The sequence below is a fragment of the Butyrivibrio sp. XPD2002 genome (genome assembly GCF_000423945.1).
Classification (GTDB): Bacteria; Bacillota; Clostridia; order Lachnospirales; family Lachnospiraceae; genus Butyrivibrio.
In genome coordinates, this window is record NZ_AUIY01000028.1 from 36,917 (window position 1) to 53,620 (window position 16,704).

14 protein-coding genes and 1 rRNA gene are annotated in these 16,704 nt (G+C 41.7%); 10 read left to right on the forward strand and 5 right to left on the reverse strand.

Annotated features, from left to right (window positions below):
• The first annotated feature begins 316 nt into the window (after positions 1 to 316).
• The 3 genes from G587_RS0113805 to G587_RS0113815 are packed head-to-tail and all read left to right on the forward strand — an operon-like array spanning position 317 to position 3,599.
• The gene (locus tag G587_RS0113805) at positions 317 to 1,015 is read left to right on the forward strand and encodes an ABC transporter ATP-binding protein (protein ID WP_026492741.1); all 699 of its coding nucleotides are present in this window, start codon (positions 317 to 319) and stop codon (positions 1,013 to 1,015) included.
• 11 nt (positions 1,016 to 1,026) lie between these two features.
• Entirely contained in the window at positions 1,027 to 3,348 is a 2,322-nt protein-coding gene (locus tag G587_RS0113810) for an ABC transporter permease (protein WP_026492742.1), read from the forward strand.
• Positions 3,349 to 3,359: 11 nt separating this feature from the next.
• A complete protein-coding gene (locus G587_RS0113815) occupies positions 3,360 to 3,599 on the forward strand; it encodes a Fur family transcriptional regulator (RefSeq protein WP_026492743.1) in 240 nt (79 codons plus the stop codon).
• 87 nt (positions 3,600 to 3,686) lie between these two features.
• Here G587_RS0113815 and G587_RS0113820 read toward each other — a convergent pair whose 3' ends face one another.
• Positions 3,687 to 5,729: a HelD family protein gene (locus tag G587_RS0113820; protein WP_026492744.1), complete on the reverse strand. Its 2,043-nt coding sequence runs from the start codon at positions 5,727 to 5,729 to the stop codon at positions 3,687 to 3,689.
• A 161-nt stretch (positions 5,730 to 5,890) separates the two neighbouring features.
• Here G587_RS0113820 and G587_RS0113825 point away from each other — a divergent pair, with 161 nt between their 5' ends.
• A complete protein-coding gene (locus G587_RS0113825; protein ID WP_026492745.1) occupies positions 5,891 to 6,238 on the forward strand; it encodes a hypothetical protein in 348 nt (115 codons plus the stop codon).
• Positions 6,239 to 6,291: 53 nt separating this feature from the next.
• Here G587_RS0113825 and G587_RS0113830 read toward each other — a convergent pair whose 3' ends face one another.
• From G587_RS0113830 to G587_RS0113840, 3 genes are all read right to left on the reverse strand, one after another.
• Positions 6,292 to 7,428: a leucine-rich repeat protein gene (locus G587_RS0113830; RefSeq protein WP_026492746.1), complete on the reverse strand. Its 1,137-nt coding sequence runs from the start codon at positions 7,426 to 7,428 to the stop codon at positions 6,292 to 6,294.
• Between the two features lie 112 nt (positions 7,429 to 7,540).
• Positions 7,541 to 8,629, reverse strand: coding sequence for a metallophosphoesterase (locus G587_RS0113835; protein WP_026492747.1), 1,089 nt, complete (start codon positions 8,627 to 8,629; stop codon positions 7,541 to 7,543).
• On the reverse strand, positions 8,626 to 9,576 hold the full coding sequence (locus tag G587_RS0113840; RefSeq protein WP_026492748.1) for a GTP-binding protein: 951 nt from the start codon (positions 9,574 to 9,576) through the stop codon (positions 8,626 to 8,628). The genes G587_RS0113835 and G587_RS0113840 overlap by 4 nt, the downstream gene beginning before the upstream one ends.
• 130 nt (positions 9,577 to 9,706) lie before the next feature.
• Here G587_RS0113840 and G587_RS0113845 point away from each other — a divergent pair, with 130 nt between their 5' ends.
• Positions 9,707 to 10,477, forward strand: a complete 771-nt coding sequence (locus G587_RS0113845; protein ID WP_026492749.1) for an inositol monophosphatase family protein — start codon at positions 9,707 to 9,709, stop codon at positions 10,475 to 10,477.
• Between the two features lie 2 nt (positions 10,478 to 10,479).
• On the opposite strand, the gene G587_RS0113850 is transcribed toward G587_RS0113845, so the two are convergent.
• Positions 10,480 to 11,232 carry a TraX family protein gene (locus G587_RS0113850; RefSeq protein ID WP_026492750.1) on the reverse strand — a complete coding sequence of 251 codons (753 nt, stop codon included), beginning with the start codon at positions 11,230 to 11,232 and terminating at the stop codon, positions 10,480 to 10,482.
• 244 nt (positions 11,233 to 11,476) lie between these two features.
• Here G587_RS0113850 and G587_RS0113855 point away from each other — a divergent pair, with 244 nt between their 5' ends.
• The 5 genes from G587_RS0113855 to G587_RS0113875 form a co-directional block, all read left to right on the forward strand.
• Positions 11,477 to 12,559 carry a GGDEF domain-containing protein gene (locus G587_RS0113855; RefSeq protein WP_026492751.1) on the forward strand — a complete coding sequence of 361 codons (1,083 nt, stop codon included), beginning with the start codon at positions 11,477 to 11,479 and terminating at the stop codon, positions 12,557 to 12,559.
• A complete protein-coding gene (locus G587_RS0113860) occupies positions 12,556 to 14,808 on the forward strand; it encodes a glycoside hydrolase family 31 protein (protein WP_026492752.1) in 2,253 nt (750 codons plus the stop codon). The genes G587_RS0113855 and G587_RS0113860 overlap by 4 nt, the downstream gene beginning before the upstream one ends.
• Before the next feature lie 177 nt (positions 14,809 to 14,985).
• Positions 14,986 to 15,114, forward strand: a complete 129-nt coding sequence (locus tag G587_RS26505; RefSeq protein ID WP_255346148.1) for a hypothetical protein — start codon at positions 14,986 to 14,988, stop codon at positions 15,112 to 15,114.
• 68 nt (positions 15,115 to 15,182) lie between these two features.
• Complete coding sequence (locus tag G587_RS0113870; RefSeq protein WP_051201045.1) at positions 15,183 to 16,124, forward strand: DMT family transporter; 942 nt, start codon at positions 15,183 to 15,185, stop codon at positions 16,122 to 16,124.
• Between the two features lie 416 nt (positions 16,125 to 16,540).
• Positions 16,541 to 16,704, forward strand: a 16S ribosomal RNA gene (locus G587_RS0113875); the annotation flags it as partial.

Sequence of the window (16,704 nt, forward strand, 5' to 3'; positions counted from 1 at the left end):
AATGTCATGGTTGTGAATATATGGCACTATTCGGGAAAAAAGTACCGGATAGTGCTTTTTTGTTGCACAAGACCGGCAAGCGAATGGATGCTTGCATACAAATTCATTTGCCGGTTGTAAGAACATGGAGCACGAAGTGCGGAATGTTCGTGTGCGAAATCGAGTAGGAGTCAGCCTACTCGATATGCAAATAAGCAGGTTTTATTTCGTCCAATTTAATAAGTTGCTCGAATATACTTGAAAAAATGGTTAGCTAGTGCTAACATAGTCTCGGAGTTAAATTTTGATAATATTTCTCAAAATTGCGAGGTATGAAATGCAGCTTGAATTACAGAACATTAAAAAGTCATACGGGGAGGGAGGAAGCAGGATAGAAGTCCTGAAGGATATAAGTCTTGGCATAGAGAAGGGTGAGTTTGTAGTACTTCTTGGGCCGTCCGGTTCAGGTAAATCCACGCTTCTAAACATAATAGGTGGAATTGACAACGCTGATTCCGGAAAGATCATAATCCGTGAGAAAAGCATGTCAGATATGGATGAAAAGGCGCTTACAGCCTACAGAAGGGAGCATCTGGGTTACATTTTTCAGATGTATAACCTGATTCCAAATCTCACTGTACGGGAAAATATCGAGGTGGGTGCTTATTTATCAAAGAATCCGCTTAACATTGATGAGATTATAGAGGTTCTGGGCCTTAAAGAGCACCAGAACAAGCTGCCCAGCCAGTTATCGGGCGGACAGCAGCAAAGATGCGCTATCGGAAGAGCAATCGTAAAAAATCCGGATATCCTTCTGTGTGACGAGCCTACAGGTGCACTGGACTACAACACTTCCAAGGAAATACTTGCACTTATAGAAGAGGTCAACCAGAAGTACGGAAACACCGTTATTATGGTCACTCATAATGACGCAATAAAGAATATGGCCGATTTTGTGGTCAAGCTAAGAGATGGCGTGATCAGGAAAAGCTATAGAAATGAAGAAAAACAAAAGGCTGCAGAGCTTGACTGGTAAAGGGGCTGGATATGAAAAATCCGTTAAAGAAAAGGCTCCTCAGGGAGCTCGTTGGGGATATAAGTAAATATATAGTAATCTTCATACTGCTTGTGCTTTCAATAGGCTTTGTCTCAGGCTTTTTAGTTGCCGGAGAGAGCATGATAATAGCGTATGATGAGAGCTTTGAAAAATATTCGATAGAAGATGGTAATTTCAGGACAGAAGACAAGCTGACTGAATCACAAAAAAATCGCATAGAAAACAAGGGCGTAACAATATACGAGAACTTCTATGTGGAAAAGGGCTTAGATAACAATACAAAGCTTAGGATTTACGCAAACAGAGAGGAAATAGACAGGGTCTGTGTAATGGAAGGAAGACTCCCTGAGGAGCTTCTGGAGATAGGCATAGACAGAATGTATGCAGATAACAATGGCCTCAGGATAGGAGATACGCTGATATCTGATGGCAAAAGCTATACAATTGTGGGACTTGTGGCATTATCTGACTACAGCGCACTTTTTTACAGCAACAACGATATGATGTTTGATTCATCAGCCTTCGGAGTTGCAGTGGTTTCAAAGAGCCAGTTTGAGGAGTATGGAGACTCAGAGATTCATTACAACTACTCCTGGATTTATGATAATAAGCCCGCAGATGATATAGAGGAAAAAGAGATTTCCGATGAGCTGATGGAATATATTGCGGATAAGGCATCCCTTGAGAACTTTATTCCAGGCTATTTGAATCAATCCATCACCTTCACAGGAGAGGACCTTGGAAAAGATAAGGCAATGATGCAGGTGCTTTTATACATCATTATCGCCATTGTGGCCTTTGTCTTTGGAATAACAATAAATAACACGATCCATAAGGAGGCTTGTGTAATCGGTACCCTCCGTGCTTCCGGATACACCATACATGAGCTGATAAGGCACTATATGGCAATGCCTCTTATAGTAACGATCATAGCGGCAATTATAGGCAATATCCTTGGATATACGGTTTTCAAGAATACCTGCGTGGCCATGTACTATGGAAGCTACTCCCTGCCAACCTATGTGACGGTGTGGAGCGCAGATGCTTTTTTGAAAACTACCATAATCCCCATGCTCATAATGCTGGTGATAACGTATTTCATTCTGAGGAAAAAGCTCTCGCTCAGTCCTCTTAAGCTGATAAAGCGTGATCTGTCGGGAAAAAGGCAGAAAACAGCGATTCCTTTGAGCAAGGGAATCAGATTTTTCGATCGTTTCAGGATCAGGATACTGATTCAGAACAAAAGCAGCTACATTATCCTTTTTGTAGGACTTTTATTTGCAAACATGCTTCTGTTCTTTGGAATGATGTTGCCGCCTCTTCTCGTTCATTATCAGGGAATCGTGACAGACACAATGCTTGCAAAGCACACCTACCTGCTTCAGATTCCGGCAGGCACCATAGATTCGGACAATGAGCTGTCCGCAGCATTTTCTTATACATTTTTGAAGAGCAAGATTAACACCAATAACACAACTGCTGAGAAATTCACGGCAGTCAGCCTGAAGACCATAGGAGAGCATGGTGCCAGAATCGAGGATGTGACTTTATATGGCATCAGGGATAACAGCAGGTTCATCAATGCGGATTTTGATGATAAAACAGTGCTTGTTTCCTCAGCCTATGCGGATAAATATGGTCTGAAAAAGGGAGATGTGGTGACATTAAAGGAGCCCTATGAAGACAAATATTACGGCTTTAAGGTCACCGGAACCTATGATTATGACGGTGGAATAGCAATTTTCATGAGTAAAAAGCACCTGAATGAGATCATGGGATTTGATGAGGAGTTTTTCTCCGGATTTTTCTCGGATACGGAGATAACTGATATAGATGAAAAGTACATAGGAACCGTTGTGGATGAGGAATCACTTACGAGAGTATCAAGGCAGCTCATGATTTCTATGGGAAGCATGATGTATATGGTGGATGGATTCTCTGTAATTCTCTTCATTGTACTCATATATCTGCTGTCGAAGCTGATTATCGAGAGGAATGTGCAGTCCATATCCATGGCCAAGATACTGGGATATTCCAGGATGGAAATAGCAAAGCTTTACATAGTTCCGACAGCGATTGTGGTTGTAGCATCTCTCCTTATTTCATACCCGATATTGGCCAATGTGATGGTGGCAATTTTCAGGGCTATGCTGAAGCAGATGATGAGCGGATGGATGGTCATTTGGCTTGATCCGTCGGTTTACGTGAAGATGTTTTTGATGGGAGTAATAACATATGTAATCGTTGCAGTGCTGGAATATCGCAAGATTGGGCGTATACCCATGAGTGAAGCATTAAAAAATGTAGAATAAGAGGAATGGATATGAGCAATGATCAGATTATTGAAGCTTTAAAGGACAAGGGGTTACGAATTACAAAACAGAGACAGCTTGTGGCAAATGTGATAGCAGAAAACGATGGGGCGTCCTGCAAGGACATCTGCTGCATAGTAAGAAGCAAGGATAAATCTATAGGAACAGCAACTGTATACCGCATGATAAAGGCTCTTGAGGACATAGGGGTTGTTGAGAGAATAGATATGATCAAGCTTCAACAGGACTAAAAAATTCAGAAAAAATCCGCTTCGCGGCTGCGAAGCGGATTTAATTGCATACGCGCCTTAGGCGCGAGCGACTCTTTGTTCTTGAATTTACAACAGGTCAGATAAATATCCATCTGCCAAAATGGCAAGGTTTCTTGTGGCGCGGGACATCGCAGTATACAGGCAGTGTTTTCCGAGCTCATCATCAGGATAGGATTCACTATCCGCATCAGCCAGAATTACATTATCAAACTCAAGGCCCTTGGCAAGAGCAAGCTCTAAGAGGAATGCTCCATTCTTAGGAAGAGCGTCGTGCCCTGAAATTATCTGCGGGGCACTGTCTCCAAGTAAAGAGGATGTTTTCTCCAGGGTAAGAGGATTTCTGCATATTATGGCAGTAAGACCATCCTTTTCCTCGAATTCCTTTATCATGCCCTTTAATTCCTTCAGATAATCCTTCTCGGACTTGCATTCTTTTGTGATAACCTTTTCACCGGGTCGCTTTACGGAGGATACCATCATCTTCTTTTCCTTGGGCAAAATGGATGCGAACATGTCAGTTATTTCCGGTGAACTACGATAGCTGGTCATGAGCGGAAGAGTGGCAAATCTCTTTTTATCAGCCTTAGCCATTTCCTCGATCTGGGCGAAGGTTATGGTGCCTTCACGTATAGCCTGGAATTCATCGCCCAGAAGCATGAACTTGGCATTGGGGAAAAACCTGGTAAATATCATCATCTGCGCCATGGTGTAATCCTGCACCTCATCTACCATAACGTAGCGCATGTTGCGGTCACATATTCCTGTTAGCTCCATCTTGGTGTAGAGCCATTCAGCAGGAGTGATGCGCTTTTTGCCAAGGATTCTTTGCGCAACATGAAGGGGATTTACGAAGCCCGCATGTCTGATATAGCGGAGAGCCCCTCCAAAGTCGTTCTCAAGGCGGTTATCCTCAGCAGAATCGGATTTTGCAGTACTTCCGGAGGCGTTTTCCTCGTCGCGGTCCATGTTGTGGAGCACATTTTTAGCTCTTTGCTCAAGCTCATCAGATACTGTCTGAATAAGGCGGACTCCCATGGGGAATTTCTTAAATCTGTTAACAAGGGAAAGGACCTCTTTTCTTGAGATTACAAGGTTGCCCTTCTGCTTGATATCATTGAAATCTCCTATTTCAGGAGTGAGTGTCGGCAAAATATCATGGATTTTCTGCAGGCTTTCTGCTTCAGTGTAGTCATACTCATTATCTGTAAAGGGCACATTGACCATCTCAAGGAACTCTCCCCAGGTCAGTGTCAGAGGGTTGGTCTCACCCATATCAGGCAGAACGTTATCGATATACTCACGGAAAACGGGATTCAGGGTCATAAGACACACCTGATCCGGACGCAGAGTATTTCGTTTCTGATAGAAAAGGTAAGCAATACGCTGCAGTAAAACCGAGGTCTTTCCACTTCCTGCTATACCGTTTACAAGAAGAACCGGTACGTCAGGATAACGGATGACGATATTCTGCTCCTTCTGGATAGTGGCAGTAATTGCCTGCATTTTGTCAGAGTGTGTCTGGGACAGAGACTGCAAAAGCAGCGGATCCTCAATGGCAATCTGCGTATCAAAGTAGGAGATCAGCTTGTTCTTCTGCAGGTCGAACTGACGACGAAGCTGCAAATCCACAGGAATTTCCCTGTCTTCAACAGTGTAGTGGGTGTGACCGGTCTCCTGATTGTAGTAAACCTCTGCGATAGGAGATCTCCAGTCAACAACCATCTGATCGTAGCCGTTTTCAGAGATGGCAGCGCGGCCGATATAATAGCTCTCGGGCTCCTCGGAAGGGTCAAACTGAAGCTGAATCTTGGCAAAATAGGGCGCTTCCAAGAGCTTATTTACGCTGTTTAAGCGATTGCCAAGGGAGCTGCTCTCGACATTGTAGGTATCGATGTAGCGGTTCCACACCTCGATCTCAGCCAGTGTTTCCATGGTGGTCTCAATATCCGCGTAATCGAAACGGATATTGTCCCTGATGTCGTTTTTGTCATCAAGGGCCTTTTCATCAAGGGCTGTGATCTGGTCTTCAAGCTTATTCTTCATCTCCAGGAGCTTGTCATAGGTCTTTGTCAAATGTTCCTGTTCTTTATCAAATATCTCTTTTTCCATATATTTTTCCTTTAAAAAAGTGGTTAGCAAGGTTTTATATCTCTATGTATCTTTTAAGTATAACATGCTATTACAATCATCTCCAAATTTGGAGCAAACCGTTAAATATGTTATGATTTAATGGAAATAGAGGGGAGACTATTTTACGGAGGTTATTGGGTATGAAAAATAGGAATGTGGCAGTATGCTTGCGTATGGCTGCAGGCTTGTTTAGTGTACTTCTTTTCGCCCAGAGCGTTGGCTGTGCTTCTGGAAATGCCACTCAGCAGGAGACAAATGAAGAAGCAGCGCAGGCTGGAGATAAGGAATACGTCTATGATTTCGATGCCCTGGTAAATGACGATTGGAAAAACAGCGTCATGGATGAGGTAAATGAGAAAAAATACGACAATTTTTCACCTGTTGCAAAAGAAAATCTGGTTATCGAGGATCGTATTAAGGATATCTTCCAAAATACTGATATTTCCTCACTTTCTGAGGAGAAGCGATTAGAGAATTTTTGCAGATAAATATAAGAGTAGATAAAGACAGCCAGGGAACATATTTCCCTGGCTGATTTATATTACTTTGAAGTTACTTTTGCGGTAACGCCTGCTTTTTTAAGAAGCTTTTTATAAGATTTTTTGCAGGATTTCGGTACCTTTACCTTGAGCTTGGCTGAGTTTTTACCAAAGGCCTTCTTTCCGATTTTTGTAAGGTTCTCGGAGTTAATGGTGATTTTTTTAAGCTTTTTGCACTTGTAAAATGCCTTGTCACCAATTGTTGTAACGTTAGCACCTACTGTAACGGACTTAAGGCTTTTGTTTGACTTAAAGGCATTTGCTGCAATGTCGGTTACCTTCAGCTCTCTGTTTCCGTCAACTACGATGGTATCGGGAATAGTTACATCCTTTGTCTGGTTATCAACACTTACAAAGGCTACATTTCCCTTTGTATCAAGGACTTTGTACTGGCAGTTTGTACCCTTGATGATATTACCGGGCTGATATGATGCTTTTACTGTTGTCTGAGAGTCCTTTTTATCTGCTACAGCAGGAACCTCAGAAGGCTCTGTAGCCTCAGGCTGATCAGCTTTGTCTGATTTTTCATCAGTATCAGGAACCTGTTCGGGTTCAGGAGCTTTTGTGTTGCTTGGAACGTCCTTAAAATCTGAATCAGAACTACCGGTAAACTTAAGAACTATTGTATATACAGAATTTCCAAGCTTTGCTGAACCTTCGAAGTCACGCTCAATTCTTTTCATGTCATTTGTGGCCATTTTATCCGCATAGGCATCAGAGTAGAAGTAGCGCTCCTTATAGCAACGCTTGAACAATGCTTTAGACACCTCGAGCTTTTTTATACCTGAGCAGTTTTTGGCAGGAATATAAGTTAAAATAGCGTGATTTTGGGGATTTGTTTTACTATATATGGCCTGATATGGATTTTTAGAGAAGGTCCAAAGGCCGGTGGATTCGTTCTGTTTCATATTTACATCATATAGAAGTACGTTGTAGACGCCTCTACAGGCTCTAGATGAATCAGGGGTTTTGTCGGTATACGGCGCATATCTGTCGAAGCTATAGGTCTTACCGTTTGAAAAGTCCAGTGAATATTGCCTGCTGGCAGCCTTGGAATGAATGGATGAACATCCGAATAAGATAATCATGCAAACTACAGACGCGACAACTAGTAACAGCTTTTCCTTGATGATCTTCATAATATTATCCTCTTTAGTCTGAATCGATTTTTGTCCCACAAAAAACGATTATACATAAAGTAATATACGAATACAAGAAAAAGTCTGAAATTAAAAATAATTAATAAAATATTCAGAAATTTACTGAAATCAAAACATATTCGGATCTGGTGCCGGTTTTAAAGAATATTTCCCAGTCAGCAATTCCGGAGGTTACGATAAAATCTGTGTTATTTATTCTCTTATAACCATAGGTGCTATCGTTAAATCCAAGCCAGACTCCCATATAGGTAATAGGAATCAGCTGACCGCCATGGGTATGTCCGGAGAGCACAAGATCAGCAGGGGAAGCAGCTTCGTTATCATAATCCGTGGGTTCATGGTCCAACACAACTATATATTTTGTGGTATCGACGTCTGATAGAAGGTCCGAGATATCTGCTCTGTCAGAGGCTACATGGGCATCCTTTCGTCCCACAATGCACAAATCCCCAATATATTCATAGGAATCTTCCATAATATGTATGTTATTTGCGGATAATTCCGCTTCCAGCTCTTCCTTTGTAACGCCAAGGTTCCCCCAGTTAGTTACGTCGTGGTTGCCATAGGCGTACCATACGCCATATTTTGCCTTAACATTTCCAAGTGCTTTACAGGCTACTGCCAGATCCTCCTTTTTAGTGGAAGCGTCAACGAAATCACCGGAGATCACCAGAAGGTCCGGGTTTTTACTGTCAATTTCTTCTATATGTTTGGCAAAGCCTTCGCCATCAAAGGTTGTACTCAGATGAGAATCTGCGATAAGTGCAATTTTAACAGGTGCGATATCTTTATCCGTACTCAGAGAATAATCGGTCTCCCATACGTGAACACACAGATAATAAGCGGTTCCAAGATAAATAACAGATGTGATTATTGCAAGCCATCCCTGATAATAAAAACGGAAATTCTTTGTTTTTCCGAGTGAGATAATCTTAAAGATAAGACCGGATAGAAGGAAAAATAACAGAACATGAAGAAGAACAGTAAGCGCATTTATAAATGACAGCGTTACTGTGATAATTATAAAGCCGCAGGCTATTGTGCATAATACCAGAAGGTTACGGAGCCACTTTTTCTCAATACGCTGAAATAGCCCAAAGCGGCCTATGGCAGATATAAGATAAATTACACCTGCTATGCATAGAATTATTGCCAATGCGAAAGAAATTAACCAAATCATAGAGATACCACTGAGCACTTGCCCTCGAAAATACTGTTGATGTAGTCCTTATTAAGGCCCTCACCTATTATAATGACCACGTTTCTGCTACTTACAATGTCGCTTAGGATGACGCCTTTTTCTGTGGCGTTTATCTGAACCTGACTGCTTTCGCCGGTTTTGACAAAGCCCTTTATTCTTATAATATGTCCTGCCTTTTCATCTGCAAAAAGATCTGTAGCCAGCTTCTTAAGCTCATCCTCGTTCATTTCCACATCAAAATAGAAGAGAGGATTAAACTGCTTATCCTCGATAGGGGTCTTAACATAGGATGCATGCCTGTAGCCGCAGCTTTTTAGACCTTCAAAATCCTCATCCGTATATTCTGTAAGATTCTTTGCGACGAAGTCCTTTTCTATATCAAAGGCTTTCCCGCCAAATTCTGCCATTATTTTATTGGCTTCATTCATAACATCGACCGGATTTATGGAATCGGATAACTTGGTGACAATGAGCTTTCCGGCGCTTGCAATCTCTGACATGAAAACATAACGCTCGATACCTTCAAGACCAAAAACAGCTTCAGCGTCCACCAGTGAAATCACACTTCCAATCTCATACCAGCGATCAAGCGGCTCATCATAGAGCACATCAAAGAATTCATCCACGTCGTAGATTCCGGAGGGCTCTATCAGAACTCGGTCATAGCCGCTCATTCCCATGGAGATAAGCTTTGTCTTAAAGCGTCTTCTATGGGCTTCCTTGCCGTCACCGCCCACGATCATCTCCAGATTGCAGTTATCGCCCAAAAGCTCCTGAAGCATGACCATGTCGATATTTACTGCGCCGTAATCATTCTCGATAATGCAGATTCGCTCACCCTTGGAAACCAGGTATTTAGCGTATTCACGTATAAACGTTGTTTTACCGGATCCTAAGAAACCCGTTATCAAATCTATTTTAACCATATAACCTCTAAAATCCTTCTAATTGATTAGTTTATTTTACCATACATGAATAAGTATGCTATGCTTAACGAAGCGTTTTGAGAAATTTTATGAATATTGAAATATATGAAATGTAAGAGAGGATATGGACATGAATATTAGTGAGATCATTGAGGTTGCAAAGGAAGCCGGAGAAATAATGCTTTCAGCAGTACGTCCGAAGATAATGGAAAAATCCGGACATGCCAATTTCTGCACTGAGACTGATGAAAAAATACAGAAGTTTTTGATTGAAAAACTACAGAAGGTGCTGCCTGAGGCTACATTTTTAGGAGAAGAGGACGGACAGGACGTTTTTACTGAAAAGATGCGAAGCGGATACTGCTTCGTACTTGATCCGATAGACGGAACCTCCAATTTCATCTATGAGTACAGACCTTCAGTTATTTCTATAGGTCTGCTCAAGGATGGTAAGCCTCACATGGCCGTAATCTACAATCCCTATGACGATATGATGTTCTCTGCAACAGCGGGACAGGGAGCTTATATGAACGGTGAAAAGATAATGTCTTCAGATTCGCCGCTTTCAGATTCTCTCGCGGTTTTTGGAACAGCGCCATATTACACGGAGCTTAGAGATAAGACCTTTGACATTGCTAAAAAGCTTCTTCCAAGATGCGTTGACCTTCGCAGATCAGGAACAGCTGCATGGGATATGTGCTGCGTGGCACTTGGAAGATGCGGACTTTACTTCGAACTCAGAGTGCAGCTCTGGGATTATGCCGCTGCAGCTCTCATCGCAGAGGAGGCAGGCTGCAAGCTGACAGATATAGAGGGCAATCCCTTATCATACAGCGGCCCGACCTCTGCGCTTTGCGTGTCACGAGGTGTTGACGTAAATGCGTTAAAAGATATTCTGTAAATTCACATATAGACTCTCAGGATAATGCCCAAAAGTGCCAGGTGTAACGGATAGTACCAATAAAAGAATTTACCAAGCCAGCGTAATTTGCCGCGCTGTCCATTGTAGAGATACAGAAGCGGAACAGCCAGCCAGCATGCCATATGCAGCATACCGTAGGTCTTATTGTTGAAAATAAAGAAAGCAACTGCGTACATTGTGGTTATGGACATGAGCCACAGCATCTGTCTGTGGAAATTACCACGGCTTCTTCCCATCATAAGGATAGCCATGGGTGCAGCGCAGCTCCAGTCTGCCGTTATAGTAACCACGCAGGCCAGGACTGTGATCAGCACCTTAAGAGGGACATTGATCCGCTCGGTATCCCATACCTTCAACAGGATAAGTCCCCACATAAGCGGCCACGCGATGCTCGTGGTATTAAATAACGTATTTTCAAAAGGATTGAAGTTGGCCGGATTATAAAAGCCAAACAGAAAAGCGAAATGGCTCACCACGGCAAGGATAGCCATGCGGCCAAGGTATTTTCCGAAGTCATGAGTATAATGATAGCCCTCTGCTACAAAGAAGAGCATGATAGGAGCAGTTAAGCGTCCTATAGTGTGTAAAAATAAAAGCAAAGGCTGTTCAGCCTCAGCATAGTCAACTACTCCGATCCATGCAGAGTGGTCTATGGTCATGGCTATGATAGCTATGACCTTAAGGGCATTACCTGTAAGCCCAAATTTTGTCTTGATTGATGATGTTTCTGGCATTGATGAACCTCCCACAACTATTTTTACTGCATAAATGCAGTTCTCCCCATCATATTTATTATAACACGTTTTAGAGGTCGTGCGTTTCCCGGTTAATATTTCTTTAATAATCATATCGGTAGCAATAGATTATTCCTAAGAGTATAATTGTATTCAGGATTATTATCGATTAATATTGGCAAACACAATTGGAGAAAACATCTGCTAAAAAGGTTTTTTTCTTTTATGTAGGGGATAAAACATTATGATGGAATGGCTAGAGTTTTCCGATATTGTTGGAATATCAATTGTTATATATGTTGTTGTTCTGGCATTAAATAATATTCATCTTAAACATAGTGCAAAAAAGGGAATTATCGTTTCCGGAATTGCTCTTGCTGTGCTGTATACTTTTGATATGCTCTGGTATGTTATTTACTACAAGTGTCCCCAGTCTGAAAAAACAGACTATATCCTGAATTTAGTGACATGTATTGTTTATCTTATGATACCACTTGCACTTAGTACATTTTTTGCAATCTATGCGCATGGCATAAGGAAAATACGACACTATGTGGGCGTTACAACTATAATCTTGCTTGCGGTCATGGATATCATCAATATTTTTTATCCCATACTGTTTTATCATGAAAACTCAAACATGTATTTCAAGCCATTGAGCCTCATAATGCATATTCTATGCTTTGTGGCCTTCCTTATTTTGCTTGCAGATATGATTTTGGCAAAGTCCTTTGATTATGAGGATACTTTTCTCGCAACGTTTGTCGGTGTGACCATGTTTATTGGACTCCTTGCCTCCTGGATTAATTATGATCTAAAGACCCTTTGGCTGGGGTTTGGTATTTCTTATCTGCTGATGTATCTTGCAGTTTCAGAGATCTATAATAAAAAGGATTTTTTGTCAGGACTGCCAAACAGAAATGCGTATGAGAAAACCATCGCACATATGAAGAATAATTATGCCACGATTGTGATGATAGATATGAATGATCTTAAGCGCTACAACGATACGATGGGCCATGCAGCAGGTGACAGGTATATCTTTGCGACATCCAAAACCCTTGCAGATGCCTATGCTGCAAGCGGTAAGCTCTTCAGAATCGGAGGCGATGAGTTTTGCCTTATTTCTTCAAATACAAAAGAGGAATTAAGCAGGATAGCAGAGGCTCTGCTAAAGAACGGAAAGTGTAACCCTAAATACGGCGATTTCCCCATCAACTTTGCCTATGGAATAGGTGTAAGGGAAGAAGGGGATACAGCTAGTTATGTGCTGAAAAAGGCCGATGAAGCAATGTATGAAAATAAACGGAAAAAGGAAAGAGTATGAAATTAGGAAAGATAACTGACTACAAGTATGAAGGAAATAAGCTTACCCTTGATTATGAAAAGGGCAAGGCAAACATTTATTTTATTACCGATGAAATCGTAAGATTTGAGATTCCCTATGCAACTGACAGCTATGAGTCAATTGCGGTAGAGGGAGACAAGTCGCTTCCCTGCGAGTTTAAAGTGGAGAAGACAGCAGATGAGCTGAGCATTTCCGGAAAAAAAGTGAATATAAAGGTAATGAAGGACTTTGCGATTGAAGTAACAGATAAAAAGGGTAAAGGCCTTATGACTGACTATACAGGCGACAGAACAATCCGTGAGACAATAAGTGTAAAGTCCATGCAGCAGCTTGAGGCTGAGGGGCATGAGGCCTTTGGATCTATCCATGGAGAGTACAAGGTACAGAATCTAAAGGCTATCGACAAGGATGATCTCTTCTATGGTCTTGGTGATAAAACAGGCTATCTCAATAAGAGAGAGTACTATTTTGAAAACTGGAACTCCGATATTCCGCTGGCTCACACAGAGGCTGTTCCTGCCTTATATAAATCCATACCCTTCTTTATATGTAAGAAGAAGGACGGAGTTTATGGCCTTTTTTATGACAATACTTACCACGGATATTTTGATTTTGGACAGGAAAACAGTAGTTATTTTGTATATGGAGCAGACGACGGAAACCTGAACTATTACTACATTCACGGCGAGTCTATGGCTGAAATTATCAAAGGGTATACCTACCTTACAGGCAGAACGCCCATGCCACAGCTTTGGACACTGGGATATCATCAGTGCCGCTGGGGATATGAATCTGCAAAGGACATCAGAGATGTTGCATACACTATGAGAGAAAACAGAATCCCCTGCGAATCTGTGCAGTATGACATCGATTATATGGACAATTTCAAAGTCTTCACATGGGATGAGAACTTCTATGAAAAGAAAGGAAAGCTCATGGAAGAGCTTTCTAAAGTGGGCTTTAAGCCTGTAGTTATCATCGATCCCGGCACCAAAAAGGAAGAGGGCTATTTTATGTATGACGAAGGTGTCGAGAACGACTATTTTGCTAAAGCAGCGGACGGATCCTTATATATCAATAAGGTATGGCCTGGAGATTCCGCTTTTCCTGATTTTGGAAGGGAAGATGTAAGAAAATGGTGGGCTAAGAGCCATAAGAACCTCACGGATATGGGTGTTATGGGCGTTTGGAATGACATGAACGAGCCTGCAAGCTTTGAGGGACCGCTTCCCGGTGATGTTGTATTCCATATTGGAGATAGGACCACTGATCACAGGGAGGTTCACAATGTTTATGCTCATTTCATGGATATGGCAACCTTTAGCGGCATGAAGGAGCTGACAGGCAAAAGACCTCTTGTAATTACAAGAGCCTGCTATGCAGGTACTCAGAAATATGCTGCTGTTTGGACCGGCGACAACCAGAGTCTTTGGGCACATCTGCAGATGCTTATACCACAGCTGTGCAGCCTTGGGATGAGTGGCTTTGCCCTTCTCGGTACGGATATCGGCGGCTTTGGCGGAACCTGTAATTCTGAGCTGCTTTGCAGATGGATTCAGGCGGCTGTTTTCTCACCCTTCTTCAGAAACCATGCTGCCAAGGGTACAAGAAATCAGGAGCCTTGGAAATTCAATAAGGAAACAACTAATATATATAGAAAGTATGTTGAGCTTCGTTACAAGTTCTTACCATATATTTATGATCTTTTCCATGAATGTCAGGAGACAGGACTGCCAATAATGCGTCCTCTTGTTCTGCATTATGAGGATGACGAGAACACCTATAATCTCAATGATGAGTTCCTTGTGGGCGAAAACATCCTTGTTTCACCTGTAGTTATGCAGGGAGCAACCAAGAAAATGGTATATCTTCCCAAGGGAACCTGGTATGACTACTGGACAGGCGAGAAATTGCAGGGAGAGACATACTTCATTAAGGATGCACCTCTCGGAGTATGTCCTATCTACATCAAGGAGGGCAGCATTATTCCTACCTATGAAAGTGTTCAGTATGTCGGTGAAAAGCCATACGATAAGCTTATCCTCCTCACTACACCCGGTGCAGGAAGGTATGTACACTATCAGGACAATGGCGAAGACTATAAATATGAAAACGGTGAATATAACCTCTATGAGTTTACAAAGTCCGAAAATGGCGAGCTTTCAACAAATATGCTTCATGAGGGCTATGCGAAATATAATTCAATAGAAGTATCCGAACTGAAATAAAGGGGCCTGATTTGAACTATACTTTCAATTTCCTGAGCTCCTTCATGAAATAATTACCCACGCAATAAGTAATTATTCATGAAAATTGTCCTTTGGATTTATAAGTTTTGTCGGATTCATGAAAGATATAATATCTTGCGATATTGTTAATGACATCCTCATGCTCGCGTGATATAAATGTTCTCACAGAAAACGACGAGCCAAAGAACGGAGGGCGAGATGGCGGATACAAATGATATGACTATGCTTTCTCAGGAAGAGATAGATAAACTCATTAAGAAGATGGAAGAGGAAAAGAACTCCTAAATTAGATGACGGCACTTAGGTGTCGTCATTTTTTTACAAAAATTTAAGGATTTGCTATCATCACTAATATGAAAAACGAGAAAACATCTATCTGGGCGTGGTTCCCCATTACATTTTTAACTGCATTATTCTGCTGTGTTCTGTGGGGCAGCGCAACGCCGGCTATTAAAATTGCATACGAAATCTTCCATATAAGTTCAGATGATACGGCTTCAAGGATAATGCTCGCAGGGGCACGCTTTTTCTTTGCAGGGATAATGACGGTTGGCTTTGGATCAATCCTCGCAAAAAAGCTACTTTTACCTAAGCGCAATTCATTAAGAAGTATTGCTGTACTATCCCTGTTTCAGACAATAGGACAGTATTTCTTCTTCTTTATGGCACTTGCGCATATAACAGGTGTCCGCGGATCCATCATAAATGCATCCGGGAACTTCTTCGCCATACTGCTTGCGGCTTATCTGTTCCATTTTGAAAGATTTACATTAAGAAAGTTCATTGGCTGCGTCACTGGATTTGCAGGTATTTTCCTGATACTTGGAGGCGTAAAAGCCATAAGCGGAGCAGAGGCGATTACTCTCTCCGGAGAGGGTGCAATGCTACTTGCTGCGATTTTCTATGCCCTTTCATCCTGCTGTATCAAGATATACTCACGAAAAGAGAACCCTGTTGTTCTCAGCGGCTATCAGTTTATGCTGGGAGGAGCTGTTCTTTTCATCATAGGATTTTTCATGGGTGGACACCTTGTATTTGGAAGCTTTTCATGTGTACTTAACCTGATATACATGGGATTTATCTCTGCAGGAGCATACACACTGTGGGGGATACTGCTAAAACACAACCCCGTGAGCAGGGTTTCGATCCTTGGATTTATGAATCCTGTCATGGGAGTGATGCTCTCAGCATTATTCCTTCATGAGAATCAGGAAGCATTCTCATATACAGGCGTTATTGCGCTTGTACTTGTTGTAATAGGAATCATCGTCGTTAATTCTGAAAAACCAGATTGACTTCTTTTATAAGAAGAATTTTGGGTGTAAAGCATTAAATTTAAAAATTTTTGGAGAAAAATTCAAAGATTTATATTTTTTATTGTACTGGCTGAAAGCCGCATAAACAGTGAGTTTTTGGAGACTTGTCCCGGCTGAAAAACGACATTTTTGACTCCAAAATCCTGTAATTAATAAATTCTTAATAAATTTATGTGTTGACTTTGGTATTTCAACATGATAATCTAACTGAGCTGCGAGCGACGAGCTACAGCAAAGCACTTTGACAATAAAATAGTAATGCAACCCTGAAAATTCCAAAAAAGAAATTTCAGAGAACAAAACAACCTAACTAAAGGTAAAACGGACAGAACAAAAGCCAAGCTTAAGTTCTGGTCAGACGAACGATCAAGTCACTTCGGTGATGAGATACATTTAAACGTGAGAGTTCGATCCTGGCTCAGGATGAACGCTGGCGGCGTGCCTAACACATGCAAGTCGAACGGAGATTTAACGCTGATGAGGCTTCGGCGGAATCTTGTTAAATCTTAGTGGCGGACGGGTGAGTAACGCGTGGGCAACCTGCCTCGTACTGGGGGAT

Excerpts from the sequence above, each read along its gene's own strand:
- G587_RS0113850 (WP_026492750.1), bottom strand. The coding sequence starts at position 11,232 with ATGCCAGAAACATCATCAATCAAGACAAAATTTGGGCTTACAGGTAAT.
- G587_RS0113855 (WP_026492751.1), top strand. The coding sequence starts at position 11,477 with ATGATGGAATGGCTAGAGTTTTCCGATATTGTTGGAATATCAATTGTT.
- G587_RS26505 (WP_255346148.1), top strand. The coding sequence starts at position 14,986 with ATGTTCTCACAGAAAACGACGAGCCAAAGAACGGAGGGCGAGATGGCG.
- G587_RS0113825 (WP_026492745.1), top strand. The coding sequence starts at position 5,891 with ATGAAAAATAGGAATGTGGCAGTATGCTTGCGTATGGCTGCAGGCTTG.
- G587_RS0113840 (WP_026492748.1), bottom strand. The coding sequence starts at position 9,576 with ATGGTTAAAATAGATTTGATAACGGGTTTCTTAGGATCCGGTAAAACA.
- G587_RS0113860 (WP_026492752.1), top strand. The coding sequence starts at position 12,556 with ATGAAATTAGGAAAGATAACTGACTACAAGTATGAAGGAAATAAGCTT.
- G587_RS0113815 (WP_026492743.1), top strand. The coding sequence starts at position 3,360 with ATGAGCAATGATCAGATTATTGAAGCTTTAAAGGACAAGGGGTTACGA.
- G587_RS0113870 (WP_051201045.1), top strand. The coding sequence starts at position 15,183 with ATGAAAAACGAGAAAACATCTATCTGGGCGTGGTTCCCCATTACATTT.
- G587_RS0113845 (WP_026492749.1), top strand. The coding sequence starts at position 9,707 with ATGAATATTAGTGAGATCATTGAGGTTGCAAAGGAAGCCGGAGAAATA.
- G587_RS0113835 (WP_026492747.1), bottom strand. The coding sequence starts at position 8,629 with ATGATTTGGTTAATTTCTTTCGCATTGGCAATAATTCTATGCATAGCA.
- G587_RS0113805 (WP_026492741.1), top strand. The coding sequence starts at position 317 with ATGCAGCTTGAATTACAGAACATTAAAAAGTCATACGGGGAGGGAGGA.
- G587_RS0113810 (WP_026492742.1), top strand. The coding sequence starts at position 1,027 with ATGAAAAATCCGTTAAAGAAAAGGCTCCTCAGGGAGCTCGTTGGGGAT.
- G587_RS0113830 (WP_026492746.1), bottom strand. The coding sequence starts at position 7,428 with ATGAAGATCATCAAGGAAAAGCTGTTACTAGTTGTCGCGTCTGTAGTT.
- G587_RS0113820 (WP_026492744.1), bottom strand. The coding sequence starts at position 5,729 with ATGGAAAAAGAGATATTTGATAAAGAACAGGAACATTTGACAAAGACC.